Source organism: Cupriavidus sp. JZ107 (genome assembly GCF_053903255.1).
In genome coordinates, this window is sequence record NZ_CP096481.1 from 1257104 (window position 1) to 1281164 (window position 24061).

Below are 24061 nucleotides of genomic sequence, written 5' to 3' on the forward strand. Positions count from 1 at the left end.
GGCGGTGAGCCGGTCGGATCGTGGCCGCCCGGGAGGGCGGCGATGCCTGTCGCGGCGCGCGTTGCGCGGCGCCGCGAGGGCAATTAGAGGTTGCCGTCCAGGAAGGCGGTCAGCTGCGACTTCGACAGCGCGCCGACCTTCTGCGCGGCGACCTGGCCGTTCTTGAACAGGATCAGCGTGGGGATGCCGCGGATGCCGAATTTGGCCGGCACCTGCTGGTTCTCGTCGACGTTGATCTTGGCCACTTGCAGCTTGTCGCTGTAGTCCTTGGCGACTTCGTCCAGGATCGGCGCGATCATCTTGCAGGGGCCGCACCATTCGGCCCAGAAGTCGAGCAGCACGGGCTTGTCGGATTGGAGGACGTCGGCGTCGAAGGAGGCGTCGCTCACATACTTGATTTGTTCGCTCATGGCGGAAAACCTCAGGTTTCGCTCGGGGATTTCAAAAGGCTGGATTATGCCGAACCGCTACATTACACGACTTTTTCGCGGCTCGTCGGGGCCGGTCATATTGCGCCGGTTGGAGCTGGCCGGTTTGGCCGCCCGGGTTCGCAATATGGAAGATGGCGGCGACAGCCTCGATTTCAACCGTGCCTGCCTTCGTCCGTACGCTTGCGTGCCGTGCGGTCCCGGCGCCGGCGGCATCGGCCTCGTACCAGGGATGGCGCCATTCTGCCGCGCCCGGCGCCGCGAAGCCAATGATCCCTTTCAATCGGCGCCAGAGATTTTGTCAATATCGCATGCTTGCGCCTCGGGTTTTCCCGAGGCGCGCAGGGCACCGCACTGGCTCGTAGTTGCCGTGGGCGGGCACGGCGCGCGTAGAATGAACACGTGCCGGACAAGTCCCGGCGCAGTCCCTTGCTATCGATCAGGCCATGACCATGACGCCCGAAGACGATCCGACCCGCGACCCGACCCGCGACCCGATCCGCGATCCCCTGCGCGATTCCAGGCCGTTGCCCGAGGCGGATGCCGAAGCACGGTCCGAATCGGCCGGCGCCGAGCATCTTGGCGATGCGCTGGCCCATCTGAGTACCGCCGTCGAAGAGAACAGCATCGCGGTGGGTGCGGCCAAGGGCCTTGTCTACAGCATCATCGAGACGCTCGGTACGCTGGTCGGCGATCCGGACCTGCCCGAACATGCGCGCTCCGGCTACGAAGGACTGCTCGAAACCGCGCGCGAGATCCGCGCCCGCATCGAAGGCGACCGCTCCTGAGGCCGGCCGCGATCGCGTGACGCCGGCGCAGGACCGCGCGGCGTCAGGATGGGGTCGAGGTGTCGCCATGCCGCGCCCGTATGTGCTGCGCCCGTATGCGCGCCCCCATGCGCGCCCCCATGCGCGCCCCCATGCGCCCGCTCCGAACGCGGGCCGACGTTCACCGATTGCCACCGTTTCCGCCAGCCAGGCCCTGCCATTTCACCCCGCTACATGACAACGCTGCGCTTCCGCCCCGGCCGCGACTTTCTCGACAATGCCGCGGCCGCGGCCTGGTATTTCCTCGACCGCTGCGAGCAGCACGGCCAGAGCGCGTCCGCCGCGCATCTGGTGGTGCCTACCGCGGCGCAGATTCCGGGCGTGCGCCAGGCGCTGGACCGCGCCGCGCGCGCATCCGGGGCGCCGCGGCTGCTGCCGCGGATCCTGACGCTCGGCCATTGGCTGCTCGATTTCCCGCCAGCGATGCTGCATGGCGGCAAGGTACGTAGCCACGCCGCGCGCCTGCTCGCGGTGCAGCAGGCGATCCGCGGCCAGGACTGGTTGCGGCAGGCCTTCGGCGCGCAGACCGAGCCGGCGGCCTGGGGGCTGGCGCAGACCGTGCTGACGGTCTGCGACGAACTCTCGGCGCGCTGGCTCGAGGATGCCGCCATCCGCGACGACGACGCGGTACTGGCCGAGGATCGCGCCGGCCTGCTGCAGGAGGCGTTGCAACGCAGCTATGCGCATCTGTCCGAGCGCTTCCTCGGCGAGGAGGCGCGCATCGTGCTGGCGTTCTGGCAGGCGCTGTCCGGACCCGACGATCCGCTGCCGGCGCGCCGGCGCGCGTTGCAGGCGCTGACCCAGCAACTGACCGGCCCGGTGGTATGGCTCGGGCCGACTCCGCCGACGCCGATCGAGGCGGCCTTCCTGCGCGCCGCCGCCGACATGGTGCCGGTGCTGGAGATCGGCTACGACTGGAGCGGCGAGGCGGCCGAGGGCGAGGCCGACGAAGTCGATGACGAAGGCGGCGGCGCTGTGGAAGGGGCGAGCGGCTTCGACTTCGATCGCGCCGGCGATGGCGGCCGCGATGAAGATGGCGGCCGCGGCAACTGGTATCGCACCTTGCTCAGGCTCTGGCCCGAGTGCCGTCTGCCCGCCGACACGTCCGCGTTGCCGTCGCTGCCGATGCTGATGGCGCCGCGCCTGCCCGCCGATCGCCCGCGCGTGCGATTGATCGGCAGCGCGCGCTTCGAGGACGAGGCGGCGGCCGCGGCCGATCAGCTGGTGCGCTGGCTCAACGAGGGCCGCAAGCAGCTGGCGCTGGTCGCGCATGACCGCGTGGTCGCGCGGCGCGCGCGTGCGCTGCTGGCGCGCGCCGGGGCGCCGGTACGCGACGAAACGGGCTGGAAGCTGTCGACCACGCGCGCCGCCGCCGCACTGATGCGCTGGTTCGATCTGGTGGTCGGCGACGGCGATACCGCGGCGCTGCTCGACCTGCTCAAGAGCCCGTTCTGCCTGCCGCAGCTGCCGCAGCGCGGCGCCGCGATCGCGCTGCTCGAGCGGCAGGTGCGCCGCCACGGCATCACCGGCGGATGGCGCCGGCTGCTGCAGCGCTTTCCGGCGACGCCACAGGCGCAGTGGACCGCCGACACAGCGCCCGATATCGGCCCGCATGACGACGAGGAAGCGGCCGTGCTGGCCGCGGCCCAGGCCGCCACCGCGGCGCTGCTGCGCCAGTTGGCCGGCGAGGCGCAAGCCTGGCCGCGCGGCAACGACGCGCGTCCGGTCGGATTCTGGCTGCAGCGCCTGCAGGCCACGCTCGACGCGCTCGACATGCGCGCCGCGCTGACCGCCGACGATGCCGGCGCGCAACTGCTCGACGCACTGGCGCGGCTCGACGAACTGCCCGACGACGAGGCGAGCGCCACCGCCACGCTGACGCTGGCCGAGTTCCGCGCGATGCTGGCCGCGCTGCTCGAAGCGGTGGCCTACAAGGAGCCGAGCGAGCCCGCCGCCGCGCGCATCACGATCCTGCCGCTGAACGGCGCGCGAATGCGCCGCTTCGACGGTGTGGTGATCGTCGGCTGCGACGACGCGCAACTGCCGTCGACCGCGGCCGAGCTGATGTTCTTCTCCAACCAGATGCGCCGCGAGCTCGGCCTCGAGGATCGCGAGGCGCGCTTTGCGCAGCAGGCGCGCGATCTGGCCGAGGTGCTGCTGAACAACGACGACGTCGTGATGACCTGGCAGCGTTTCGGCGGCCGCGGCGAACCGAAGCATGTATCGGGCTGGCTCGAACGATTGGCAGTGCACTGCGAAGCGGCCGGTGCGCCAATCGCCGCGAGCGTCGCGCCTTCGCTGCACGAGGCGATCGCGCAGGTCGGCGGCATGCCCGCACCCTCGGCGCCGGAACTGGCCCCGGCGCGCTGGAGCGCGCAGTCGTACAACATGCTGCGCCGCTGCCCGTACCAGTTCTTCGCCGGGCGCATGCTGGGCCTGGCTGGCCTGGAGGCGGTCAGCGACGACCTCGAGAAGCGCGATATCGGCGAACTGCTGCACCAGATCCTGCTGCGCTATCACCGCGACGTGCAGGCGCGGGACCTGCGCGACGATGCGGCCCGCGTCGCGCATCTGCAGGCCGTCTCGCGGGAGGTCTTCGACGGCGTGATGGCCGAGGACGGCAATGCGATCGGCTACTACCGCCGCTGGCTCGCGGTATTACCCTCGTACGTCGCGTGGCAGGCCGCGCGCGAGCGCGAAGGCTGGTACTGGCATGCGGGCGAGCTCGACGCCGGCGCGGAACTGCCGATGCGCGACGGCCAGCCGATCCGGCTGCATGGCCGCATCGACCGGCTCGACCGCCATCGCGACGGCCGTCATGCGGTGCTCGACTACAAGACGCAAAGCGCCGCTCGCCTGAAGCGCAAGGCGCGCGATGCGCAGGAGGATTGCCAGTTGCCGTTCTACGGCCTGCTGCGCGCCGATGCGCGCGCGGGCAGCTGGATCGCGCTGGAGGACGGCCGCAACGAGCCGCGTAGCGCCTCGCCGGCAAGCCGCCGCGAGGTCTCGCTGCCGGACTTCGACGAGGCGGTGGCATGGTTGCAGGAGCAGCTGACGCACGATGCGCTGCGCCTGCGCGAAGGGGCGCCGCTGCCGGCCTTCGGCGACGCCGCGGCATGCATCTGGTGCAATGCGCGCGGGCTGTGCCGCAAGGGATATTGGCAGTCGACCGCGTTGCCGGAGGCGGTGACAGCAGCGCCAGGATACACGCACGAGCACGCGCCAGGGCACGCGCCCCCGAGGCAGTCCGCACCGATGGAAGATCAAACGAACAAACCAGCAAACGCGCCATCGAGCGACCAGGAAGGAGGACCGCTGGCATGACCGTGCACGCCTATCTGCGCGACGGCCAGGACGTCAGCGAAGCGGAATTCACGCGCGCCGCCTGCGATCCGGCGCGCTCCGTCGTGGTCGAGGCCTGCGCCGGCAGCGGCAAGACCTGGCTGCTGGTGGCGCGGCTGCTGCGCCTGTTGCTGGCCGGTGCCGAGCCGAGCCAGATCCTCGCCATCACCTTTACGCGCAAGGCCGCCGAGGAAATGCGCGAGCGCCTGCTCGACGTGCTGGCGCAACTGGCCCGCGGCACCGACGCGCAGGTGCTGTCCGCGCTGGAGCAGCGCGGACTGTCGCCCGACGCGGCGCGCGCCGCGCTGCCTCGCGCGCGTACGCTGCATGCGCGCGTGCTGGCCAGCCCGGGCCGTATCGCCATCGACACCTTCCACGGCTGGTTCGGTACCTTGCTGCGCGGCGCGCCGCTGGCCTCCGGCATCGTGCCCGGCGCGGCGCTGCGCGAGGATGCGCTGCGCATGAAGCGCGAGGCCTGGGCACCGTTCTGGCGCGGGTTGTCGGCGCCCGAGGCGGCGCCATACCGCGAAGCCTACGAGCGGCTGGTCGATGCGATCGGCGAGTTCTCGGCGCGCGCGCTGCTCGACGCCATGTTCCACGCGCGCAGCGAATGGTGGGCGATGCGCGAGGATGCGCCCGATGACGATCCCGCCGAGCGGCTGGCCGCCGATCTGGGCGACGACGCGCGTATCGACGTGCTGGCGCAGGCGATCGGCGATGCGGCGCTGCGCGCCGATTGCGAGGCGCTGGCGGCAACCCTGTCGCAGGGCGGCAAGACCGAGCAGGGCCATGCCGATCGCATCGGCGCCGCGCTGGCGGCGATGCGCGAGTGGACCGACGCCGGCGCGCACAGCGGGCAGCCGGCGCACGAAGCGTTCGGCTGCTGCTGGGAGGCCTTCTTCACCGGCAAGGGCGAGCCGCGCGCGCTGCGGCGCACCGCGGCGCTGGTCAAGGCGGCCGGCGGCGAGGCGCAGGCCGATGCGCTGCTGGCGCGGCATGCGGCGCTTTGCGACGTCTTGCGGCAGGTCGCCGCGCGCCGCTGCGAGGCCGCGGTGCTCGCGCTCAATCGCGATCTCTATCTGCTCGGCGATGCGCTGCTGACGCGCTATCAGCAGCACAAGGGCCAGCAGCGCGCGATGGATTTCGCCGATCTCGAATGGCTGGCCGCGCGGCTGATGCGCGACGAGCAGACCGCGACCTATCTGCAGGTGCGGCTCGACGCGCGCTACCGGCATCTGCTGCTCGACGAATTCCAGGACACCAACCCGCTGCAATGGCGCATCCTGCAGGGGTGGCTGGCCGGTTATCAGGATCTGGCGGAGCGGCCGACGGTGTTCCTGGTCGGCGATCCGAAGCAGTCGATCTATCGTTTCCGCCGTGCCGACGCGCGGCTGTTCGAGGTCGCGCGGCAGATGCTGCAGCACGAGTTCGGCGCCACGGTGCTGCGCACCAACCGCACCCGCCGCAACAGCGGCGACGTGCTGCGTTGGGTCAATGCGGTGTTCGACCAGGCGCGCGCCGAAGGTCGCTATCCGCTGTACGAAACGCAGACCACCGCGCTGACGCAGCAGGGCGGGCCGGTGTGGCTGCTGCCGCTGGTGCCGGCGAACGGCAATGGCAGCAATGGCGGCAATGGTGACAACGGCGAGCGCGACACCAACGGCGACAATGGCAACGGCAGCGGCAATGGCAACGGCAGCGGCAACGAAGGCTCCACCATCGCCCCCGATTCCCGCGACACGCTGACCCAGCCGCGCACGCCGCTGGGCGACTCGCCGCGCTTCGAGGAAGGCCGTCGCGTCGCCGCGTGGCTGCGGCAGCTGCGCGACACGGTGCCGGTCGAAGAAGGCGAGAACCAGCGTCCGGCCTGCTGGCGCGATATCACGCTGCTGGTCCGGCGCAAGACCTATCTGGCCGACTACGAACGCGCGTTCCGCGAGGCCGGCATTCCGTGCCTGAGCCCGCGGCGCGGCGGCCTGCTGGCCACGCTGGAAGCGCTGGACCTGTCGGCGCTGCTGGCCTTCCTGATGACGCCCGAGTCGGACCTCGATCTGGCGCACGTGCTGAAGAGCCCGCTGGTGGGCGCGGGCGACGACGATCTGATCGCGATCGCGCAGCTGGCCGGCAAGCGACGCTGGTGGCCGGCGCTGTCCGCCGGCGAGCTTCCGCAGCAGGCGTCGCCGGCCCTGCGCGAAGGACTGGCGCGGCTGCGCGGCTGGCTCGAGATCGCCCCGCATCGGCCGGTGCACGACCTGATCGACCACATCTATCACACGGGCGAGGTGCGCCGCCGTTATGCGCAGGCGGCGCCCGCGGAAATCCGCGAGCAGGTGCTGGCCAACCTCGACGCGTTCCTGAAGCTGTCGCTCGATCTCGATGGCGGCCGCTATCCGAGCCTGCCCAAGTTCATCGACGAACTGCAGGCGATCCGCCGCGGCGACGAGGACGAGAGTCCCGACGAAGGCGGCATGGGCGATGCGGCGGAAGCCGAGGCCGACGAGCCCGAGGGCGCGGACGACAGCAACGGCACGCTGGACGCGGTGCGCATCCTGACCGTGCACGCTGCCAAGGGGCTCGAGGCGCCGTTCGTGGTGCTGCTCGATGCCAACCACAGCGAGCCGGCCGCCGACCGCGCGGGCATCCTGATCGACTGGCCGCCGTCGGCCCCGGCGCCGGTGCATTTCTCCGCGTACGGCAAGCGCTCGGAGCGTGGGCTCGCGCGCGCGGCGCGCTTCGACGAGCAGGCCGCGCTGGCCGAACGCGAGAACTGGAATCTGCTCTATGTCGCGATGACCCGTGCCAGGCAGGGCCTGATCGTCAGCGGCATCCAGCGCAACGGCAAGGGCGGCAAGGGCGACGAGGGCGGCAGCGAGCCGGGCAGCGAGATCGCCGGCAGCTGGTATGTGCGCCTGCAGGCCGCGGATGTCGGCGAGCCGGTGCCGGCGCTGCCGGGCGAGGATGCCCGCGTGCGCGGTGCCGCCTTTGGCGCGGCGGCAGGACCGATCCGCTTTGCCGATTTTCGTGCCCGCTATCGCGATGCGCTGCCCGTGGCGCCGCTCGATGGGCAGGACCAGGGCGAGGCGAGCGAGCAAGGCTACGACGAGATCGTCTTCGATGCCGCCGCCGCTCGCCACGGCGAGCTGGTGCATGCGCTGCTCGAACGGATCACGCGTTATCCCGGCGCCTACGACGGCGTGCCGGACGCCGATGCGGTGATGCGCTGGTTTCCGCTGGCCGGCGCCGGCAGTCCGCAGGCGCGCACCGAGTGGCGAGAGCAGGCCGAGGCCGCGGTACGCGCCGTCAGCGCGATGCTGAACGCGCCGGCGCTGCGCGCGTTGCTGCTGCCCGAGGGCGCGCTGAGCGCGCGCAACGAGGTCGAGCTGTATGACGCGCAGGGGCGATTGCTGCGGATCGACCGGCTGGTCGAATACGCCGATCGCGTGGTGGTGGTCGACTACAAGCTGCGGCTGCTGCCGCAGGAACACGCCGCCTACGCGGCGCAGCTGCGGCGCTACGAGGCCGCGCTGCGGCCGATGTTCCCCGGCCGGCGCATCGAGTCGGGCATCGCCACGGCCGACGGCGACTGGATCGCGCTGGCGCAACTGTCGGCGCCCGTGCAGCCGCGGCAGGCGTCGCTGTTCTGAGCGCTCGGCGCAGCGCGGCGAACGGGAATAAGATGCGAACGATGCGGGGTGGCGGGGCGTCGTTGCCCTCTCGCCCGACCCCTCTCCCGCAAGCGGGAGAGGGAGCCGGCGACCAGCTCCTCAGCGCAACCAATACCGATATCGCGCTCCCCGCCGCGCGGGAGAGGGGCTGGGGGAAAGGGCAGGGGCGCTGGCCAAGTGCCAACGGGGGCAGCCCGGCACGAAGACGAATACGATCCTTCGGCCGATGTGGCACGCGGGAAGCGAACAGCAAGCAGGGGAAATCAGGGGGAAAGCGGGGAGGGGGAAAGAGAAGGGGGACGAGCCTGACCCTCGGCACTGGCGGAAAACGGCTGTGGCTGCTTCGTTCCCGACCTGACCAGGTTGACCGCGCCGCCATGCGAGGAGGCCCGTCCGACCGGCATTGTAACCCAGAGCGCGAGTCCCGCGCCAAAACCCGGTGATCCGAGCGATGAATGCCAACGAACAGATGATGCAGGCCGTGCTGCCGCCGCAGGAAATCTCGGTCGAGGTGCTGCGCGAGAAGTACGCCAAGGGTGAAGAACGGGCCGCGGCCGATGTGCGCGCCCGCGTGGCGCGCGCACTGGCCGAGGCCGAGCCCGAGGCGCAGCGCGAACGATGGGCGCAGCGCTTCCTGGCGGCGCTCGAAGGCGGCTTCGTGCCGGCGGGCCGCATCCACTCCGCCGCGGGCACGCGCATCGAGGCCACGCTGATCAACTGCTTCGTGCAGCCGGTCGGCGACGCGGTGTCCGAGACGGTCGACGGCAAGCCGGGCATCTATGCCGCGGTGGCGCAGGCTGCGGAAACCATGCGCCGCGGCGGCGGCGTCGGCTACGATTTCTCGGCCATCCGCCCGTCCGGCGCGCTGGTGCGCGGCACGCATTCGCGCGCTTCGGGTCCGGTCTCGTTCATGAAGGTGTTCGACGCCTCGTGCGCGACCGTCGAATCGGCCGGCGCACGGCGCGGCGCGCAGATGGGCGTGCTGCGCGCCGACCATCCCGATATCGAGGCCTTCATTCACGCCAAGGATCGCGGCGAACTGACCAACTTCAATCTGTCGATCGGCGTCGACGACGCCTTCATGCAGGCGGTCGAGGCCGATGGCGAGATCGAGCTGGTCCACGTTGCCGAGCCGGCGCCGGAGACGATTGCCGCCGGCGCGTGGCGCCGCGACGACGGCATGTGGGTGTACCGGCGCGTGCCGGCGCGGCAGCTGTGGGACCAGGTCATGCAGGCGACCTACGATCACGCCGAACCCGGCATCCTGTTCCTGTCGCACATCAACGACGACAACAACCTGCATTACTGCGAGCGGATCGAGGCCACCAACCCGTGCGCCGAGCAGCCGCTGCCGGCCTACGGCTGCTGCGACCTGGGCTCGATCGATCTGACGCGCTTCGTGCGCGGCCCGTTCGGCGATGCGGCGGCCTTCGATTTCGACGGCTTTCGCGCACTGGTCGCGGTCGCGGTGCGGATGCTGGACAACGTGCTCGACGTCACCTACTGGCCGCTGCCCGAACAGCGTGCCGAGGCGATGGCCAAGCGCCGCGTCGGCCTCGGTTTCCTGGGCCTGGGCAGCGCGCTGGTGATGCTCGGCGTGCGCTACGACAGCGAGGCCGGCCGCGCGTTGGCTGCACGCATCGCGCAGACGCTGCGCGATGCCGCCTATCTGGCCTCGACGGAGCTGGCGCGCGAGAAGGGCGCGTTCCCGTTGTTCGACGCCGACGCCTATCTGCGCAGCGGCTTCGCCAGCCGGCTGCCCGAGCCGGTGCGGGCCGCGATCCGCGCGCATGGCATCCGCAATTCGCACCTGCTGTCGATCGCGCCGACCGGCACCATCACGCTGGCCTTCGCCGACAACGCTTCGAACGGCATCGAGCCGGCGTTCTCGTGGACGTACCAGCGGCGCAAGCGGATGGGCGACGACAGCTACAAGGTCTACGAAGTCGCGGACCATGCGTGGCGGCTGTACCGTCATCTGGGCGGCGACGTCGAGCAGCTGCCCGAGAGCTTCGTCACCGCGCTGCAGATGTCCGCGCTGGACCATATGAAGATGCTGGAGGCGGTGCAGCCCTATATCGACACCAGCATCAGCAAGACCGTCAACGTGCCCGAGGATTATCCGTACGAGGCCTTCCGCAACCTGTATCTGGAGGCGTGGAAAGCAGGGCTGAAGGGCCTGGCGACCTACCGGCCCAATCGCGTGCTGGGCGCGGTGCTGTCGGTCGAGCAGGCGGGGCAGGGCGCGGGCGCGGCCGGCGCGGCGGCCTCGACATCGGCCGCCAATGGCGACGATCCGCTGCGCCGGCCCTTCGAGAGCCGGCCCGTGGGCGATCTCGAGGGCGTGACTTCCAAGGTCGAGTACCTGACCTACGAGGGCCACAAGACGGTCTACCTGACCGTCAATTTCATGCGCGTCGACGGCGTGGTCGACGGTCGGCCAGTGACGATCGAGCGGCCGGTCGAGTTCTTCATGCCGGCCGGCCAGCGCAGCGAAGGCCAGCAATGGATTACCTCGACGATGCGGCTGCTGTCGATGGTGGCGCGCTCGGGCGGCTCGATCGCCAAGGCGCTGGCCGACATGCGCAACGTGGTCTGGGACAAGGGCACGGTGCGCTACGGCACGCTGACGCGGCAGGACGGCACCGAGGTGCCGCGCTTCCACGACTCCGAGGTGGCCGCGCTCGGCTACGCGCTGCAGCGGATCCTGATCAAGCGCGGCTTTCTCGATGCCGAGGGCCAGCAGGTACCGGTCGCCGTGCTGGCCGAGCGGCTGGCGCAGCGCGAGACCGGCCTTGAGCCCGACGTGGCGCCGCCGCGCGGAGCCTCGGCGCCGGGCGCCGGCTTGCCGGTCGGCGCGCCCGGCGTCGGCACCGGCAAGCCATGCCCGGAATGCGGCGCGCATGCGCTGCACAAGGTCGATGGCTGCGCCAAATGCGCCAATTGCGGCTACGTCGGCGAGTGCGGCTAGTGCGTGCCGCTGGGCGGCGGTGGCTTGCCCGCTCCGCCCGGCCTCTCTCCCGCGCGCGGGAGAGGGGAGAAATGCGGTAGCGCTCGCGACGGCGACGCCTCGACCAGCCCGTCCCGCGGCCGCGCTGCCGCGGCACGCCATTTGCTACAATCGCCGCCATGAGTTACCAAGTTCTAGCGCGCAAATGGCGCCCCAGGGATTTCACCACGCTGGTCGGCCAGGAGCACGTGGTGCGCGCGCTCACGCATGCGCTGGAACAGCAGAGGCTGCATCACGCCTACCTGTTTACCGGTACGCGCGGCGTCGGCAAGACCACGCTGTCGCGCATCCTGGCCAAGGCCCTGAATTGCACCGGGCCTGACGGCAACGGCGGCATCACCGCGCAGCCCTGCGGCGTCTGCAAGGCCTGCACCGAGATCGATGCGGGCCGCTTCGTCGACTACATCGAGATGGACGCGGCATCGAACCGTGGCGTCGACGAGATGGCCCAGCTGCTCGACAAGGCGGTCTACGCGCCGACGGTCGGACGCTTCAAGGTCTACATGATCGACGAAGTGCATATGCTGACCAACCACGCCTTCAACGCGATGCTGAAGACGCTGGAAGAGCCGCCAGGCCACGTCAAGTTCATCCTCGCCACCACCGACCCGCAGAAGATTCCGGTCACGGTGCTGTCGCGCTGCCTGCAGTTCAATCTGAAGCAGATGCCGCCCGGCCATATCGTCAACCACCTCGACCGCATCCTGGCCGAGGAGGGCATCGCGCACGATGGCAATGCGCTGCGGCTGCTGGCGCAGGCCGCGCACGGTTCGATGCGCGACGCGCTGTCGCTGACCGACCAGGCCATCGCCTACAGCGCGGGCGAGGTGTCCGAGGCGTCGGTGCGCGGCATGCTGGGCGCGATCGACCAGAGCTATCTGGTGCAGCTGCTCGACGCGCTGGCCGCCGAGGACGGCGCCGCGATGCTGGCGGTGGCCGACAGCATGGCCGACCGCAGCCTGTCGTTCGCCGGCGCGCTGCAGGACCTCGGTTCGCTGCTGCACAAGATCGCGCTGGCGCAGGCGGTGCCGGCGTCGGTGCAGGAGGAATGGCCCGAGGCCGGCGAGGTGCGCCGGCTGGCCGCCGCCTTCGATCCGCAAGAAGTCCAGCTGTTCTACCAGATCGCCAATCTCGGCCGCAGCGAGCTCGCGCTTGCACCGGACGAGTACGCCGGCTTCACGATGACGCTGCTGCGGATGCTGGCGTTCCGGCCCTCGGCGATGCCGTCGGCGCCGGCGCCGGCGGGACCGGCGACGACCGGTGCGCGGCGGATGCCGGGCCCGGCGATGGCCGGTATGGCCGGCGCAGCAGCGGCTGCGGCGCCGGCAGCATCGGCTGCGCCGGCTTCGCCCGCTGCATCCGCTGCATCGGCTCCGGCCTCGAGTCCGGCCGCTGCCGGCCCCGCGACCGGCGCAACCATTGCCGCCGCCGCACCCGTAGCGACGCCAGGTCCTCGCCCGGCGCCGTCGAGCCCGACGGCTTCCGGCGCAGCAACCCCTGCATCGGCACCTGCATTGGCGCCCGCGTCGGCGGCCACACCGGCGGCCACACCGGCAGCCCCCGCACCGGCTGCAGCGGCGCCGGCTCCTGTCGCCCGGCCCGCCAATGACGGCAAGCCGCTGTCGCCCGCGCGCGCGGCGTTGGCGGCGGCGCGCCAGGCCTCGGCAGGGCGGGGCGGCGCTTCGGCACGGCCCGCGGCCGCAGCGCCTGCGCCCGCGCCGGTGCCTGCTCCGGTCCCCGCACCGACGCAATCGCTGCGCCCGGCCGCGCCGCAACGCCGGCCAGAGCCGCCGCGCCCGTCGGCTCCGCCTCAAGCTCAAGCTCGCACTCACGCTCAAGCGCAAGCGCAAGCTCCGGCCCACGCCGCACCGTCCGCGGCCCCGGCCGCCGAGCCCCCGCCATGGGAGCTGGCCGGCGGCGGCGACGTACCGCCATGGGAAGAGCTGCCGCCCGACCTGCCGCTGATCGGCCCGTACGACAGCGAACCGGAGCCGCAGCGTGCCGCGCCGCTGCGCCGGCCCGAGCCGCCGCGCGCGGCCATGCCGGTGCCTGCCGCGGCCGCCGCCGACGAGGCATTCGCGCCGAGCCCCATCAAGACGCCGCCGGCCGCCGCGCCGCTGCCGCCGGAGGATGGCACGCCCGCGATCTTTGGCGGCGACTGGCCCGCGCTGGCCGCCAGCCTGCCGCTGAAGGGCCTGGCGCAGCAGCTCGCGTACCAGAGCGAACTGGCGCGCGTGCAGGGCCGCACCTTCGTGCTGCGCGCGCCCGTGGCGGCGATCGCGGAAGGCAATGCAGTGGAGCGGCTGGCGCAGGCACTGTCGGACCATTTCGGCGAAGCGGTGCGCGTGCACTGCGAGGTCGGGACGGTCAGCGAGACCGCCGCGGCCGCCGATGCGCAGGCGCGCGCGGAGCGTCAGCGCGCGGCCGAGGCCGCGATCGAGAACGATCCCTTCGTGCAGGGCCTGTTGCGCGAGTTCGGCGGCCAGATCGTGCCGGGCTCGATCCAGCCGCGGGCGTTGTGACACCGGCGCGCCGGCCATCACGTTCCCTACGTCCACACGCACATAGAGAAGCCGCCCGGCGCGCACCGACACCGAATCCACCGAATCCATCGAACTCAGGAGAAGCATCATGATGAAGGGCCAACTCGCCGGGCTGATGAAGCAAGCCCAGCAGATGCAGGAAAACATGAAGAAGATGCAGGAGCAGCTCGCCCTGATCGAGGTCGAGGGCCAGTCCGGCGCCGGTCTCGTCAAGGTCGTGATGACCTGCAAGAACGACGTCAAGCGCGTGACCATCGATCCGAGCCTGCTCGCCGAGGGCGAGGACAAGGAGCTGCTGGAAGACCTGGTCGCGGCCGCGTTCAACGATGCGGTGCGCAAGGCCGAGGCCACCACGCAGGAGAAGATGGGCTCGATGACGTCGGGCCTGCCGCTGCCTCCGGGCTTCAAGCTGCCGTTCTGAGCGCCGGCTTGCCCCACGCAGACTCCCGATGAAGGCATCCACTCCCACCTCGCTGCAGGCGCTGGTCGAGGCACTGAAGGTGCTGCCCGGCGTTGGCCCGAAGTCGGCGCAGCGGATCGCCTATCACCTGCTGCAGCATGACCGCGAGGGCGCGCGCCGGCTCGGCGACGCGCTGCGCGGCGCCGCCGACGGCGTGCGCCATTGCGCGCGCTGCAATACCTTCACCGAGGCCGAGGTCTGCGAGACCTGCCTGGACGCGCGCCGCGATGCCTCGCTGCTGTGCGTGGTCGAGACGCCGGCCGACCAGGTGATGATCGAGCAGACGCTGACCTATCGCGGCCAGTATTTCGTGCTGATGGGCCGGCTGTCGCCGCTGGACGGCGTCGGCCCGCGCGAGATCCATCTGGACCGGCTGCTGGCGCGCGCCACCGACCCCGCGCTGGGCGGCCCGGTGGCCGAGGTCATCGTCGCCACCAATTTCACCAGCGAGGGCGAGGCCACCGCGCACTACATCGGCGAGATGCTGAAGGCGCGCGGGCTCAAGGTCTCGCGGCTGGCCCGCGGCGTGCCGGTCGGCGGCGAACTCGAATACGTCGATGCCGGCACCATCGCGCGCGCGGTGATGGACCGCCGCACGCTGTGAAGCGCGGTCCCGCGGCGCATCGCATCGGCTCGCATGGTCTGATCGCCCGATGAACCTGGCCCGCTTCGATCTGGTCACGCTCGGACTGTTCGTCGCCGTCGCGCGGCAGGGCAGCATCTCGGCCGGCGCGCGCCAGTCGCATCTGGCCGTTGCCGCGGCCAGCAAACGGATTTCCGATCTCGAGGCCGCCGTCGGCGCGCCGCTGTTCTTCCGCCATGCGGCCGGCGTGCAGCTGACCGAGGCGGGGCAGGCGTGCTTCCATCATGCGCTGACCGTGCTGCAGGACGTCGAGCGGATGGCGGGCGTGATGTCGGACTATGCGTCGGGCGTGCGCGGGCAGGTGCGTGTCTGCGCCAACACGTCGGCGATCACGCAGTTCCTGCCCGACGATCTGGCCGGCTTCATGCGCCTGCATCCGACCATCCGCATCGAGCTGGAGGAGCAGAACAGCGGCGATATCGTCGCGGCGCTGGTCGAGAACCGCGCCGACGTCGGCATCTTTGCCGACCGCACGCCCAGCGCGGGGCTGGTCACCGTCGAATATCGCCAGGACGAACTGGTATTGGTGACGCCGCCGGGGCATCCGCTGTCGCAGCGCGGGCCGGTGCGCTATGCCGATACCCTCGAATACGACTTCGTCAGCCTGCCGCAGGTGACCTCGCTGGCCGCGCGGCTGCTCGAGGAGAGCAGCCGGCTGGAGCGGCCGTTCCGCCTGCGCATCCAGGTGCGCAGCTTCGATGCGATGTGCCGCATGGTGATGGCGGGCCTGGGCGTCGGCGTGCTGCCGCGCATCGCCGCCGAGCCGCACGTCAAGTCGATGGGCCTGTCGCTGGTCAAGCTGCAGGACGCCTGGGCGCAGCGCTCGCTGCTGATCGGCATGCGCGATCCGGCCGCGCTAACGGTGTCGGCCCGGCTGTTGATCACCCATCTTTGCGGCGAGCGCGCGCCGTTCTGATTTCCCGCACTGAGGATTGCCCTCTCCCCACCCTCTCCCGCAAGCGGGAGAGGGAGCCTGCTGCTGGCACTCGATGGTTTTCCCGTCTCCGGCAAGCGGGAGAGGGAGCCTGCTGCTGGCACCCGACGGTTTTCCCGTCTCCGGCTAGAGGAAGAGGGAGCCCGCTGGCCTCACGGTTTTCCCCTCTCCCGCTTGCGGGAGAGGGGTAGGGCAGAGGGCACCAGCCTTTCGCGTTCGGTGAAAGCCCGCTTCACCGATTGACGCCTTCCGCGCCCCAAGGCCCTGCGGCACACTGCGTCCAAATTCGATCGCAGGGCCGTGTCCCAGTGCGCCTCGCGATCGCCAGACACACACCGATCCCCGGAGACAATCCGCATGCCGCGACAGATTCTGGATGGCATCCGCGTGCTCGAACTCGGGCAGCTGATCGCCGGCCCCTTCGCCGCCAAGACGCTGGCCGATTTCGGCGCCCACGTGATCAAGGTCGAGCCGCCCGGACAGGGCGATCCGCTGCGCAAATGGCGCATGCTGTATCAGGACACCTCGGTCTGGTGGGAGGCGCAGTCGCGCAACAAGGAATCGATCTGCATCGACCTGCGCAGCCCCGACGGGCAGGCGCTGGTGCGCAAGCTGGCCGCCGAGGCCGACGTGCTGATCGAGAACTTCCGTCCCGGCACGATGGAGAAATGGGGCCTGGGCTGGGACGTGCTGCACGCCGCCAATCCGAAGCTGATCATGCTGCGGGTATCGGGCTACGGCCAGACCGGCCCGAAGCGCGACGAGCCCGGCTTTGCCGCCGTCGCCGAGGCGATGAGCGGGCTGCGCCATCTGACCGGCGAGCCCGGACGCCCGCCGGTGCGCGCCGGGCTGTCGCTGGGCGATACCATCGCCGGCCTGCATGGCGCGCTGGGCGTGCTGCTGGCGCTGTACGAGCGCGATGCGCGCGGCGGCACCGGCCAGGTCATCGACGTGGCGCTGTACGAGGCGCTGTTCAATCTGAGCGAGAGCCTGCTGCCCGAGTATTCGGCCTTCGGCGCGGTGCGCCAGCCGGCCGGCGGCGCGTTGCCCGGCATTGCGCCGTCGAACGCCTATCCGTGCGCCAACGGCGAATACGTGCTGGTCGCCGCCAACGGCGATGCCATCTTCAAGCGGCTGATGCAGGCGATCGGCCGCGCCGACCTGGCCGACGATCCGGCGCTGGCGCGCAACGACGGCCGCGTGGCGCGGGTCGACGAACTCGATGCCGCGATCGCCGCGTGGACGCGCACGCAGGACATCGACAGCGCGCTGGCCGTGCTGCGCGAGGCCCAGGTGCCGTCCGGCCGCATCTACACGGTCAAGGACATCGCCGAGGATCCGCACTACCGCGCCCGCGGCGTGATCGAGCAGGTCACCGCGGCCAGCGGCCTGACGGTCGAGGTGCCGGGCATCGTGCCCAAGCTGTCGGGCAGTCCCGGCGCGATCCACGATCGCGCGCCGACGCTCGGCGAGCATACCGATGCGGTGCTGGCGCAGGCCGGCTTCGACGCCGCGACGATCGCCGATCTGCGCGCACGCGGGGTGGTGGCATGAACATGAACATCAGCGCGACCGCATCGGCCACGCATCCGACGACGAACTTCCCGCTGCGTGGTCCGGCCCGCATCGAGATCAACGAGGTCGCGCCGCGCGACGGCCTGCAGATCGAACCGGTGGTGGTGCCGACCGACGCCAAGGTCGCGCTGCTGGAGGCGCTGTCGGACTGCGGCTTCGCCCGCATCGAGGCGACTTCGTTCACCTCGGCCAAGGCGATTCCCGCGCTGGCCGACGCCGAGGCGGTGATGCACCGGATGCGCCGCGCCGACGGCGTGCGCTACACGGTGCTGGTGCCGAACCTGCGCGGGCTGGAGCGCGCGCTGTCGTGCCGGCCCGATGAGGTCAATCTGGTGATGTCGGCCAGCGAGACGCACAACCGCGCCAATCTGCGGATGACGCGGGCGCAATCGCAGGCGCAGCTGCTGGCGATGATCGAGGCCGCGCGCGCGGCCGGCGTGCCGGTCAATGTCTCGCTGTCGACGGTATTCGGCTGCCCGTTCGAGGGCGAGGTCGCGATCGACGCGGTGATGGCGCTGGCGCGCAGCTTCGCGCTGGCCGGCGCCGACGGCATCACGCTGTGCGATACCACCGGCATGGCCTATCCGAACCAGGTGCGCGCGGTCTGCGAGACCTTCCGGCGCGAACTGCCGGCCACCGGCCTGACGATCCATCTGCACAACACGCGCGGCATGGGGCTGGCGAATGCGCTGGCCGCCTGGGAGACCGGCGTGTCGCGCTTTGACGCGGCGGCCGGCGGGCTGGGCGGCTGCCCCTATGCGCCCGGTGCCAGCGGCAACGTCGCGACCGAGGAACTGGTCCATATGTTCGCGTCGATGGGCGTGGACACCGGCGTCGACCTGCAGCGCCTGCTCGGCATCGTCGGCGAGCTGCCGACCGTGGTCGAGCGCGAGGTCTGCAGCCAGCTGCTGCGCGCCGGTCCGCGGCTGCGGACGCACCAGCCGCCGGCCTGGCTGGCCGAGCATTTCGCGGGGCAGTGAGGGCAGGCGGCCTATTCCCCAAGAACAACAGCAATCAGCAAGCACGCGGATGAAGGTCCGCAACCCCAACCCAAAAACAACATCGATTCCTGGAGGAGACAGCATGTCGATCCGTTCGTCCCAACCGTTCCATTCCGCCAGCCCGGTCGCTGACTCGGCCATGCCGGGCCGCCGTCGTCTGCTCGCCGCGGCCGTTTGCGCGGCCGCAGCGTGCCTGAGCGCCGGCGCGCACGCGCAGGACGGCGCCTATCCCAACCGCGCCGTCACGCTGATCGTGTCGGCGGCGCCGGGCGGCACCACCGACCTGGCCGCGCGGATGATTTCCGAGCCGCTGGCCAAGGCGCTCGGCCAGCCCGTCGTCGTCGAGAACCGCCCCGGCGGCGCCGGCGGCATCGCCGCCCAACTGGTGGCGCGCGCCAAGCCCGACGGCTACACGCTGCTGGTGCAGTATTCGGGCTTCCACGTGATCACGCCGCTGCTGATGAAGGGCCTGTCGTGGGATCCGGTCAAGGACTTCGCGCCGGTCGCCAATCTGCTGTCGGCGCCGCAGGTGCTGGTGGTGCGCCCGAGCCTGCCGGTCAAGTCGCTGTCCGAGCTGGTGGCCTACGCCAAGGCCAATCCGAACAAGCTGAACTACGCGTCGTCGGGCAACGGCTCGCTGCAGCATGTGTCCACCGAGCTGCTGAACCAGATGGCCGGCATCCGCATCACGCACGTGCCGTACAAGGGCACGGGCCCCGCGATGACGGACCTGCTCGGCGGCTCGGTCGACCTGACCATCACCACGCCGCCTCCGCTGATTCCGCATATCCAGGCCGGCAAGCTGCGTCCGCTGGTGGTCACCAGCAAGAACCGCCTGCCCAGCCTGAAGGACGTGCCGTCGGCGCCCGAGGCCGGCTACGCCGATCTCGACGTGTCGTCGTGGTTCGCGATGTACGCGCCGGCCGGCACGCCCAAGCCGGTGATCGACAAGCTGACCGGCGAGATCGACAAGATCATGAAGACCGATGCCTTCCGCAAGAAGGCCGAGGAACTGGGCGCCGAGGCGAAGTACATGAACCCGTCGCAGCTGGGCCAGTACCAGCGCGCCGAGCTGACGCGCTGGGGCAAGGTCATCCAGTCGGCCAATATCCAGGCCGAGTAAGGCCCGGCGGCGTTCTGCCGGCTGCCGGCGCCATCGCGTCTTTCCCGCGCAAGCGGAAATCCAGCGTCTTCGAGACCCGCTGGGTCCTCGCTTGCGCGGGACGACAGCCTTCTCGCCGGCGTTCCCGCTAGGTAGTGTTCCCGATTGGGCTGCGCCGCGCCGCTCGGATAGCATCGCACGAAGCCGCGCGGCGGCGGAACACACCGGCGTTGGGACACAATAAGCAGGAGACACAGATGTACAACCGGAAATTCTGGAAACAGGTGGTGATCGCGCTGGTGCTGTTCCTGGCCGGCTGGTTCACCTTCGGCGGCTTCGCGCATGCGCAGGGCAAGCCGGAGAAGGCCAAGGTCACGATCGCGGTCGGCGGCAAGAACCTGTTCTACTACCTGCCGCTGACAATCGCCGAGCGCCAGGGCTACTTCAAGGACGAAGGCCTCGACGTCGAGATCGTCGACTTCGCCGGCGGCGCCAAGGCGCTGCAGGCGGTGGTCGGCGGCAGCGCCGACGTGGTCTCCGGCGCCTACGAGCACACCATCAATCTGCAGGCCAAGGGCCAGAACTACCGCGAGTTCGTACTGCAGGGCCGCGCGCCGCAGATCGTGCTGGTGACCTCGAACAAGACCATGCCGGACTTCAAGTCGGTGGCGGACCTGAAGGGCAAGAAGATCGGCGTCACCGCGCCCGGTTCGTCGACCAACATGATGGCCAACTTCGTGCTCGCCAAGGCCGGGCTCAAGCCCTCCGACGTGTCCTTCATCGGCGTGGGCGCCAGCAACGGCGCGGTCGCGGCGATGCGCTCGGGCCAGATCGACGCGATGGCGAACCTGGACCCGGTGATCTCGATGCTGACGCAGAAGAACGAGGTCCGTGTGGTGGCCGATACCCGCACGCTGAAGGACACGCAGGCGGTGTTCGGCGGCAACATGCCGTCGGGCTGCCTCTATGCGTCGGCCTCGTTCATCGAGCAGAACCCGAACACCACGCAGGCGCTGACCAATGCGATGGTGCGGGCGCTGAAATGGCTGCAGAAGGCGGGCCCGTCGGACATCGTCAAGACGGTGCCGGAGAGCTATCTGCTGGGCGACCGCGCGCTGTACCTGTCGGCGTGGGACAAGGTCAAGGAGGCGATCTCGCCGGACGGCATGATGCCGGCCGACGGCCCGCGCACCGCGCTGGCCACGCTGCAGCAGTTCGATCCGGCGCTCAAGGGCAAGGCGATCAAGCTGGACCAGACCTTCACCAACAGCTTCGTGCAGAAGGCCAACGCGAAGTACAAGTAAGCCACTCTGCGACGCACCGTCGTCCCCGCGAAGGCGGGGACCCAGTGGCTTCCAGAGACGCTGGATTCCCGCCTTCGCGGGAATGACGGGACGATCGACGGCCCGTTTCCGAGCGGGCCGCCGTTCTCGCGGCTTTCGGTTGTATCGAACAAAGGCCGCGCCATGGATGCGCCATCGAGGCGCCATCGAACATCACGCCGCCGTCGGCCTGCCCGATGCGCGGCGCACGCACAGCGAACCGCATGAGCACTCCGGCCCTTTCCCTCGACAACGTCACCTGTACCTTCATCTCGCGCGAGGACCGCGACCAGCGCTACACCGCCGTCAAGGACGTCTCGCTGGCGATCGCGCCCGGCGAATTCGTCTCGGTGGTCGGCCCCACCGGCTGCGGCAAGTCGACGCTGCTCAATGTCGGCGCCGGCCTGCTGGCGCCGTCGTCCGGCGAGGTGCGCGTGTTCGGCGAGCCGCTGGCGGGCATCAATGCGCGCGCCGGCTACATGTTCCAGACCGAGGCGCTGATGCCGTGGCGCAGCGCGCTGGACAACGTGATCGCGGGCCTCGAATTCCGCGGCGTGCCGCGCGCGCAGGCGGTTGCGGAAGGGGAGGAGTGGCTGCGCCGCGTGGGCCTGGGCGGCTTCGGCGACCGCTATCCGCACCAGCTGTCGGGCGGCATGCGCAAGCGCGTCGCGCTGGCGCAGACGCTGGTGCTCGACCCCGACATCATCCTGATGGACGAGCCGTTCTCCGCGCTCGACGTGCAGACCCGCCAACTGATGGAAAACGAGGTGCTGGAGCTGTGGGCCGCCAAGCGCAAGGCGGTGCTGTTCATCACGCACGATCTGGACGAGGCGATCGCGATGAGCGACCGCGTGGTGGTGCTGTCGGCGGGACCGGCCACGCATCCGATCGGCGAATTCGACATCGACCTGCCGCGTCCGCGCGACGTGGCGGAGATCCGCAACCATCCGCGCTTCGTCGAACTGCACGCGGCGATCTGGGACGTGCTGCGCGAGGAAGTGCTCAAGGGCTATGCGCAGCAGCGCAAGGTCGCCTGAAGGGCGCGACGCCCCGCGCGCGACGACCCGCAACCCCAAGCCGACGATCCAACGAACCCGAACCAATCACGATCCATGGCATTTCGTACCGATTCCAAAGGCATGCTGCGCGTCTGGCAGCTGCTCGTCCTCGTCGTCATCCTCGGCGCCTGGCACCTGGCCACGCGCTCGCAGCAGGTGGCGTTCTTCTTCGGCGAGCCGTGGCTGGTGGCGCAGCGCGTCTGGAGCTGGTTCTTCGTCGAGCGCGACATCTACCTGCATCTGGGCGTGACGCTGCTCGAGACGGTGCTGGCGTTCGGCATCGGCACCGTCGCGGGCCTCGGCGTGGGGCTGTGGCTGGCGCTGAGCCCGGTGGCCTCGGCCATCCTCGATCCGTACATCAAGGCGATGAACTCGATGCCGCGCGTGATTCTGGCGCCGATCTTCGCGGTCTGGTTCGGCCTCGGCATCTGGTCCAAGGTCGCGCTGGCGGTGACGCTGGTGTTCTTCATCGTCTTCTTCAACGTCTACCAGGGCGTCAAGGAAGTCAGCCCCGTGGTGCTGGCCAACGCGCGGATGCTCGGTGCCAACCGCCAGCAGCTGCTGCGCCATGTCTATCTGCCAAGCGCGACCAGCTGGGTGTTCTCGTCGCTGCATACCTCGGTGGGCCTGGCCTTCGTCGGCGCGGTGGTCGGCGAGTACCTGGGCTCGGCGCGCGGCGTCGGCTATCTGATCCTGCAGGCGGAAGGGACGTTCGACATCAACACGGTGTTCGCGGGCATCGTGGTGCTGACCGCGTTCGCGCTGGTGCTGGACTGGATGGTGGGGGTGGTGGAGCGGCGGCTGATGAAGTGGCAGCCGAAGAGCGGGGAGACGGAGAAGCTGTAGGGAGTTCTCCCTCTCCCGCTTGCGGGAGAGGGGCGGGGAGAGGGAACAGGGCGGTCGTCATGTGGATGGAATTCGCAAATGGCCACCGCCGCTGCCCTCTCCCCCAACCCCTCTCCCGCAGGCGGGAGAGGGGAGGAGGCCCAAGGTTCGATCTCAAGTGTCGCAGGCTTACGGCACGATCACGATCTTGCCGGTGACCTTGCGCGCTTCCATGTCCTTCAGCGCCTGCGCGGCCTGTTCCAGCGGATAGCGCGCCGAGATGTGCGGGCGGATCTTGCCTTCCTTCATCCACCCCAGCATCTGCGCCATGTTGGCCTGGTTGGCGCGTGGCTCGCGGCGCGTGAATTCGCCCCAGAACACGCCGACCAGCGATGCGCCCTTCAGCAGCGCCAGGTTCAGCGGCATCTTCGGAATCTCGCCGTTGGCGAAGCCGACCACCAGATAGCGGCCGCGCCAGCCGATCGAGCGGAATGCGGGTTCCGCATAGATGCCGCCGACCGGGTCATAGATGACATCGGGACCCTTGCCGTCGGTCAGCGCCTTGATGCGCTCGCGCAGGTCCTCGGTGCTGTAGTTGATCAGGGCGTCGGCGCCATGTTCCTTGCAAACGGCCAGCTTCTCGTCGGTCGAGGCGGCCGCGATCACCCGCGCGCCGATCGCATTGCCGATCTCGATCGCGGCCAGGCCCACGCCGCCGGCCGCGCCGAGCACCAGCATGGTCTCGCCGGCCTTCAGTTCGCCGCGATCGACCACCGCGTGGTGCGACGTGCCATAGGTCAGCGTGAAGGCGGCGGCGGTCTCGAAATCGATGCCCGGCGGCATCGGCACGACCGCGGCGGCGGGCGCCCTGGCCTGCGTCGCGAAGGCGCCGTTGCCCAGATAGGCGATCACCTTGTCGCCGGGTTTGACGTGGCTGACGCCGTCGCCGACCGAGTTGACGATGCCGGCCAGTTCGGAGCCGGGCGAGAAGGGCAACTGCGGCTTCGCCTGGTACTTGTTCTGGATGATCAGCACGTCCGGGAAATTGACGCCGGCAGCTTTCACGTCGATCACGACTTCGCCGGGACCGGCGACCAGGTCGGGCAGGGTTTCGAGCACCAGCGAATCGGGCGGGCCCCAGGCTTTGCACAGTACGGCTTTCATCGTGTCTCCATTCAGTCTTGATGTCTTGATGCCTCGATCTGGACCGCGCGGCCACGCGGCCCGGGCTAGTGTAGCGCAGAAATAGTACGGTCGTTCAGTTCGGTGGGCGAGGGCGGCGCTGCGGTGCAAATCGCCCGGTGCAGCAGCCCCTCCGCACGACGC

General features: G+C 70.2%; 16 protein-coding genes and 1 other RNA gene. 14 read left to right on the plus strand and 3 right to left on the minus strand.

What is annotated here, in order from left to right:
- Positions 1-83: 83 nt before the first annotated feature.
- Positions 84-410: a thioredoxin TrxA gene (gene trxA / locus M1D55_RS15240; RefSeq protein ID WP_006578220.1), complete on the minus strand. Its 327-nt coding sequence runs from the start codon at positions 408-410 to the stop codon at positions 84-86.
- A 464-nt stretch (positions 411-874) separates the two neighbouring features.
- On the opposite strand from trxA, the gene M1D55_RS15245 reads away from it, so the two are divergent.
- From M1D55_RS15245 to M1D55_RS15255, 3 genes are all read left to right on the plus strand, one after another.
- Positions 875-1216, plus strand: a complete 342-nt coding sequence (locus M1D55_RS15245; RefSeq protein ID WP_006578222.1) for a hypothetical protein — start codon at positions 875-877, stop codon at positions 1214-1216.
- 213 nt (positions 1217-1429) lie between these two features.
- Entirely contained in the window at positions 1430-4579 is a 3150-nt protein-coding gene (locus tag M1D55_RS15250) for a PD-(D/E)XK nuclease family protein (protein ID WP_456282514.1), read from the plus strand.
- Entirely contained in the window at positions 4576-8241 is a 3666-nt protein-coding gene (locus tag M1D55_RS15255; RefSeq protein WP_456282515.1) for a UvrD-helicase domain-containing protein, read from the plus strand. The genes M1D55_RS15250 and M1D55_RS15255 overlap by 4 nt, the downstream gene beginning before the upstream one ends.
- Positions 8242-8557: 316 nt before the next feature.
- Here the strand turns inward: M1D55_RS15255 and ffs are convergent.
- Positions 8558-8656, minus strand: an RNA gene (ffs, locus tag M1D55_RS15260) — signal recognition particle sRNA small type.
- Between the two features lie 57 nt (positions 8657-8713).
- Between ffs and M1D55_RS15265 the strand changes: the two genes are divergently transcribed.
- From M1D55_RS15265 to M1D55_RS15315, 11 genes are all read left to right on the plus strand, one after another.
- Positions 8714-11233 (plus strand): adenosylcobalamin-dependent ribonucleoside-diphosphate reductase, encoded by a 2520-nt coding sequence (locus M1D55_RS15265; RefSeq protein ID WP_456282516.1) that lies wholly within the window; start codon positions 8714-8716, stop codon positions 11231-11233.
- Positions 11234-11391: 158 nt separating this feature from the next.
- Complete coding sequence (locus tag M1D55_RS15270; RefSeq protein WP_456282517.1) at positions 11392-13794, plus strand: DNA polymerase III subunit gamma/tau; 2403 nt, start codon at positions 11392-11394, stop codon at positions 13792-13794.
- Positions 13795-13903: 109 nt separating this feature from the next.
- On the plus strand, positions 13904-14236 hold the full coding sequence (locus M1D55_RS15275; protein ID WP_023263605.1) for a YbaB/EbfC family nucleoid-associated protein: 333 nt from the start codon (positions 13904-13906) through the stop codon (positions 14234-14236).
- Positions 14237-14264: 28 nt separating this feature from the next.
- Entirely contained in the window at positions 14265-14879 is a 615-nt protein-coding gene (gene recR, locus M1D55_RS15280; protein WP_053822074.1) for a recombination mediator RecR, read from the plus strand.
- A 49-nt stretch (positions 14880-14928) separates the two neighbouring features.
- On the plus strand, positions 14929-15834 hold the full coding sequence (locus tag M1D55_RS15285; protein ID WP_006579697.1) for a LysR family transcriptional regulator: 906 nt from the start codon (positions 14929-14931) through the stop codon (positions 15832-15834).
- Between the two features lie 375 nt (positions 15835-16209).
- Positions 16210-17406 carry a CaiB/BaiF CoA transferase family protein gene (locus M1D55_RS15290; protein ID WP_064577457.1) on the plus strand — a complete coding sequence of 399 codons (1197 nt, stop codon included), beginning with the start codon at positions 16210-16212 and terminating at the stop codon, positions 17404-17406.
- A gap of 2 nt (positions 17407-17408) precedes the next feature.
- Positions 17409-18407, plus strand: a complete 999-nt coding sequence (locus M1D55_RS15295; RefSeq protein WP_456282713.1) for a hydroxymethylglutaryl-CoA lyase — start codon at positions 17409-17411, stop codon at positions 18405-18407.
- A 160-nt stretch (positions 18408-18567) separates the two neighbouring features.
- Positions 18568-19551: a Bug family tripartite tricarboxylate transporter substrate binding protein gene (locus M1D55_RS15300; protein WP_023263603.1), complete on the plus strand. Its 984-nt coding sequence runs from the start codon at positions 18568-18570 to the stop codon at positions 19549-19551.
- 236 nt (positions 19552-19787) lie between these two features.
- A complete protein-coding gene (locus M1D55_RS15305) occupies positions 19788-20834 on the plus strand; it encodes an ABC transporter substrate-binding protein (protein WP_006579635.1) in 1047 nt (348 codons plus the stop codon).
- Between the two features lie 242 nt (positions 20835-21076).
- Entirely contained in the window at positions 21077-21889 is an 813-nt protein-coding gene (locus tag M1D55_RS15310) for an ABC transporter ATP-binding protein (RefSeq protein ID WP_006579634.1), read from the plus strand.
- Between the two features lie 75 nt (positions 21890-21964).
- Entirely contained in the window at positions 21965-22756 is a 792-nt protein-coding gene (locus M1D55_RS15315) for an ABC transporter permease (RefSeq protein WP_064577454.1), read from the plus strand.
- Positions 22757-22924: 168 nt separating this feature from the next.
- On the opposite strand, the gene M1D55_RS15320 is transcribed toward M1D55_RS15315, so the two are convergent.
- Complete coding sequence (locus tag M1D55_RS15320; protein WP_456282518.1) at positions 22925-23899, minus strand: NADPH:quinone oxidoreductase family protein; 975 nt, start codon at positions 23897-23899, stop codon at positions 22925-22927.
- Positions 23900-24061 lie beyond the last annotated feature (162 nt).

Coding starts and splice junctions, on each gene's coding strand:
- M1D55_RS15245 (WP_006578222.1), top strand. CDS start 875: ATGACCATGACGCCCGAAGACGATCCGACCCGCGACCCGACCCGCGAC.
- M1D55_RS15320 (WP_456282518.1), bottom strand. CDS start 23,899: ATGAAAGCCGTACTGTGCAAAGCCTGGGGCCCGCCCGATTCGCTGGTG.
- M1D55_RS15310 (WP_006579634.1), top strand. CDS start 21,077: ATGAGCACTCCGGCCCTTTCCCTCGACAACGTCACCTGTACCTTCATC.
- M1D55_RS15290 (WP_064577457.1), top strand. CDS start 16,210: ATGCCGCGACAGATTCTGGATGGCATCCGCGTGCTCGAACTCGGGCAG.
- M1D55_RS15275 (WP_023263605.1), top strand. CDS start 13,904: ATGATGAAGGGCCAACTCGCCGGGCTGATGAAGCAAGCCCAGCAGATG.
- M1D55_RS15265 (WP_456282516.1), top strand. CDS start 8,714: ATGAATGCCAACGAACAGATGATGCAGGCCGTGCTGCCGCCGCAGGAA.
- M1D55_RS15300 (WP_023263603.1), top strand. CDS start 18,568: ATGCCGGGCCGCCGTCGTCTGCTCGCCGCGGCCGTTTGCGCGGCCGCA.
- M1D55_RS15305 (WP_006579635.1), top strand. CDS start 19,788: ATGTACAACCGGAAATTCTGGAAACAGGTGGTGATCGCGCTGGTGCTG.
- M1D55_RS15255 (WP_456282515.1), top strand. CDS start 4,576: ATGACCGTGCACGCCTATCTGCGCGACGGCCAGGACGTCAGCGAAGCG.
- M1D55_RS15250 (WP_456282514.1), top strand. CDS start 1,430: ATGACAACGCTGCGCTTCCGCCCCGGCCGCGACTTTCTCGACAATGCC.
- M1D55_RS15285 (WP_006579697.1), top strand. CDS start 14,929: ATGAACCTGGCCCGCTTCGATCTGGTCACGCTCGGACTGTTCGTCGCC.
- M1D55_RS15270 (WP_456282517.1), top strand. CDS start 11,392: ATGAGTTACCAAGTTCTAGCGCGCAAATGGCGCCCCAGGGATTTCACC.
- M1D55_RS15315 (WP_064577454.1), top strand. CDS start 21,965: ATGGCATTTCGTACCGATTCCAAAGGCATGCTGCGCGTCTGGCAGCTG.
- M1D55_RS15295 (WP_456282713.1), top strand. CDS start 17,409: ATGAACATCAGCGCGACCGCATCGGCCACGCATCCGACGACGAACTTC.
- recR (WP_053822074.1), top strand. CDS start 14,265: ATGAAGGCATCCACTCCCACCTCGCTGCAGGCGCTGGTCGAGGCACTG.
- trxA (WP_006578220.1), bottom strand. CDS start 410: ATGAGCGAACAAATCAAGTATGTGAGCGACGCCTCCTTCGACGCCGAC.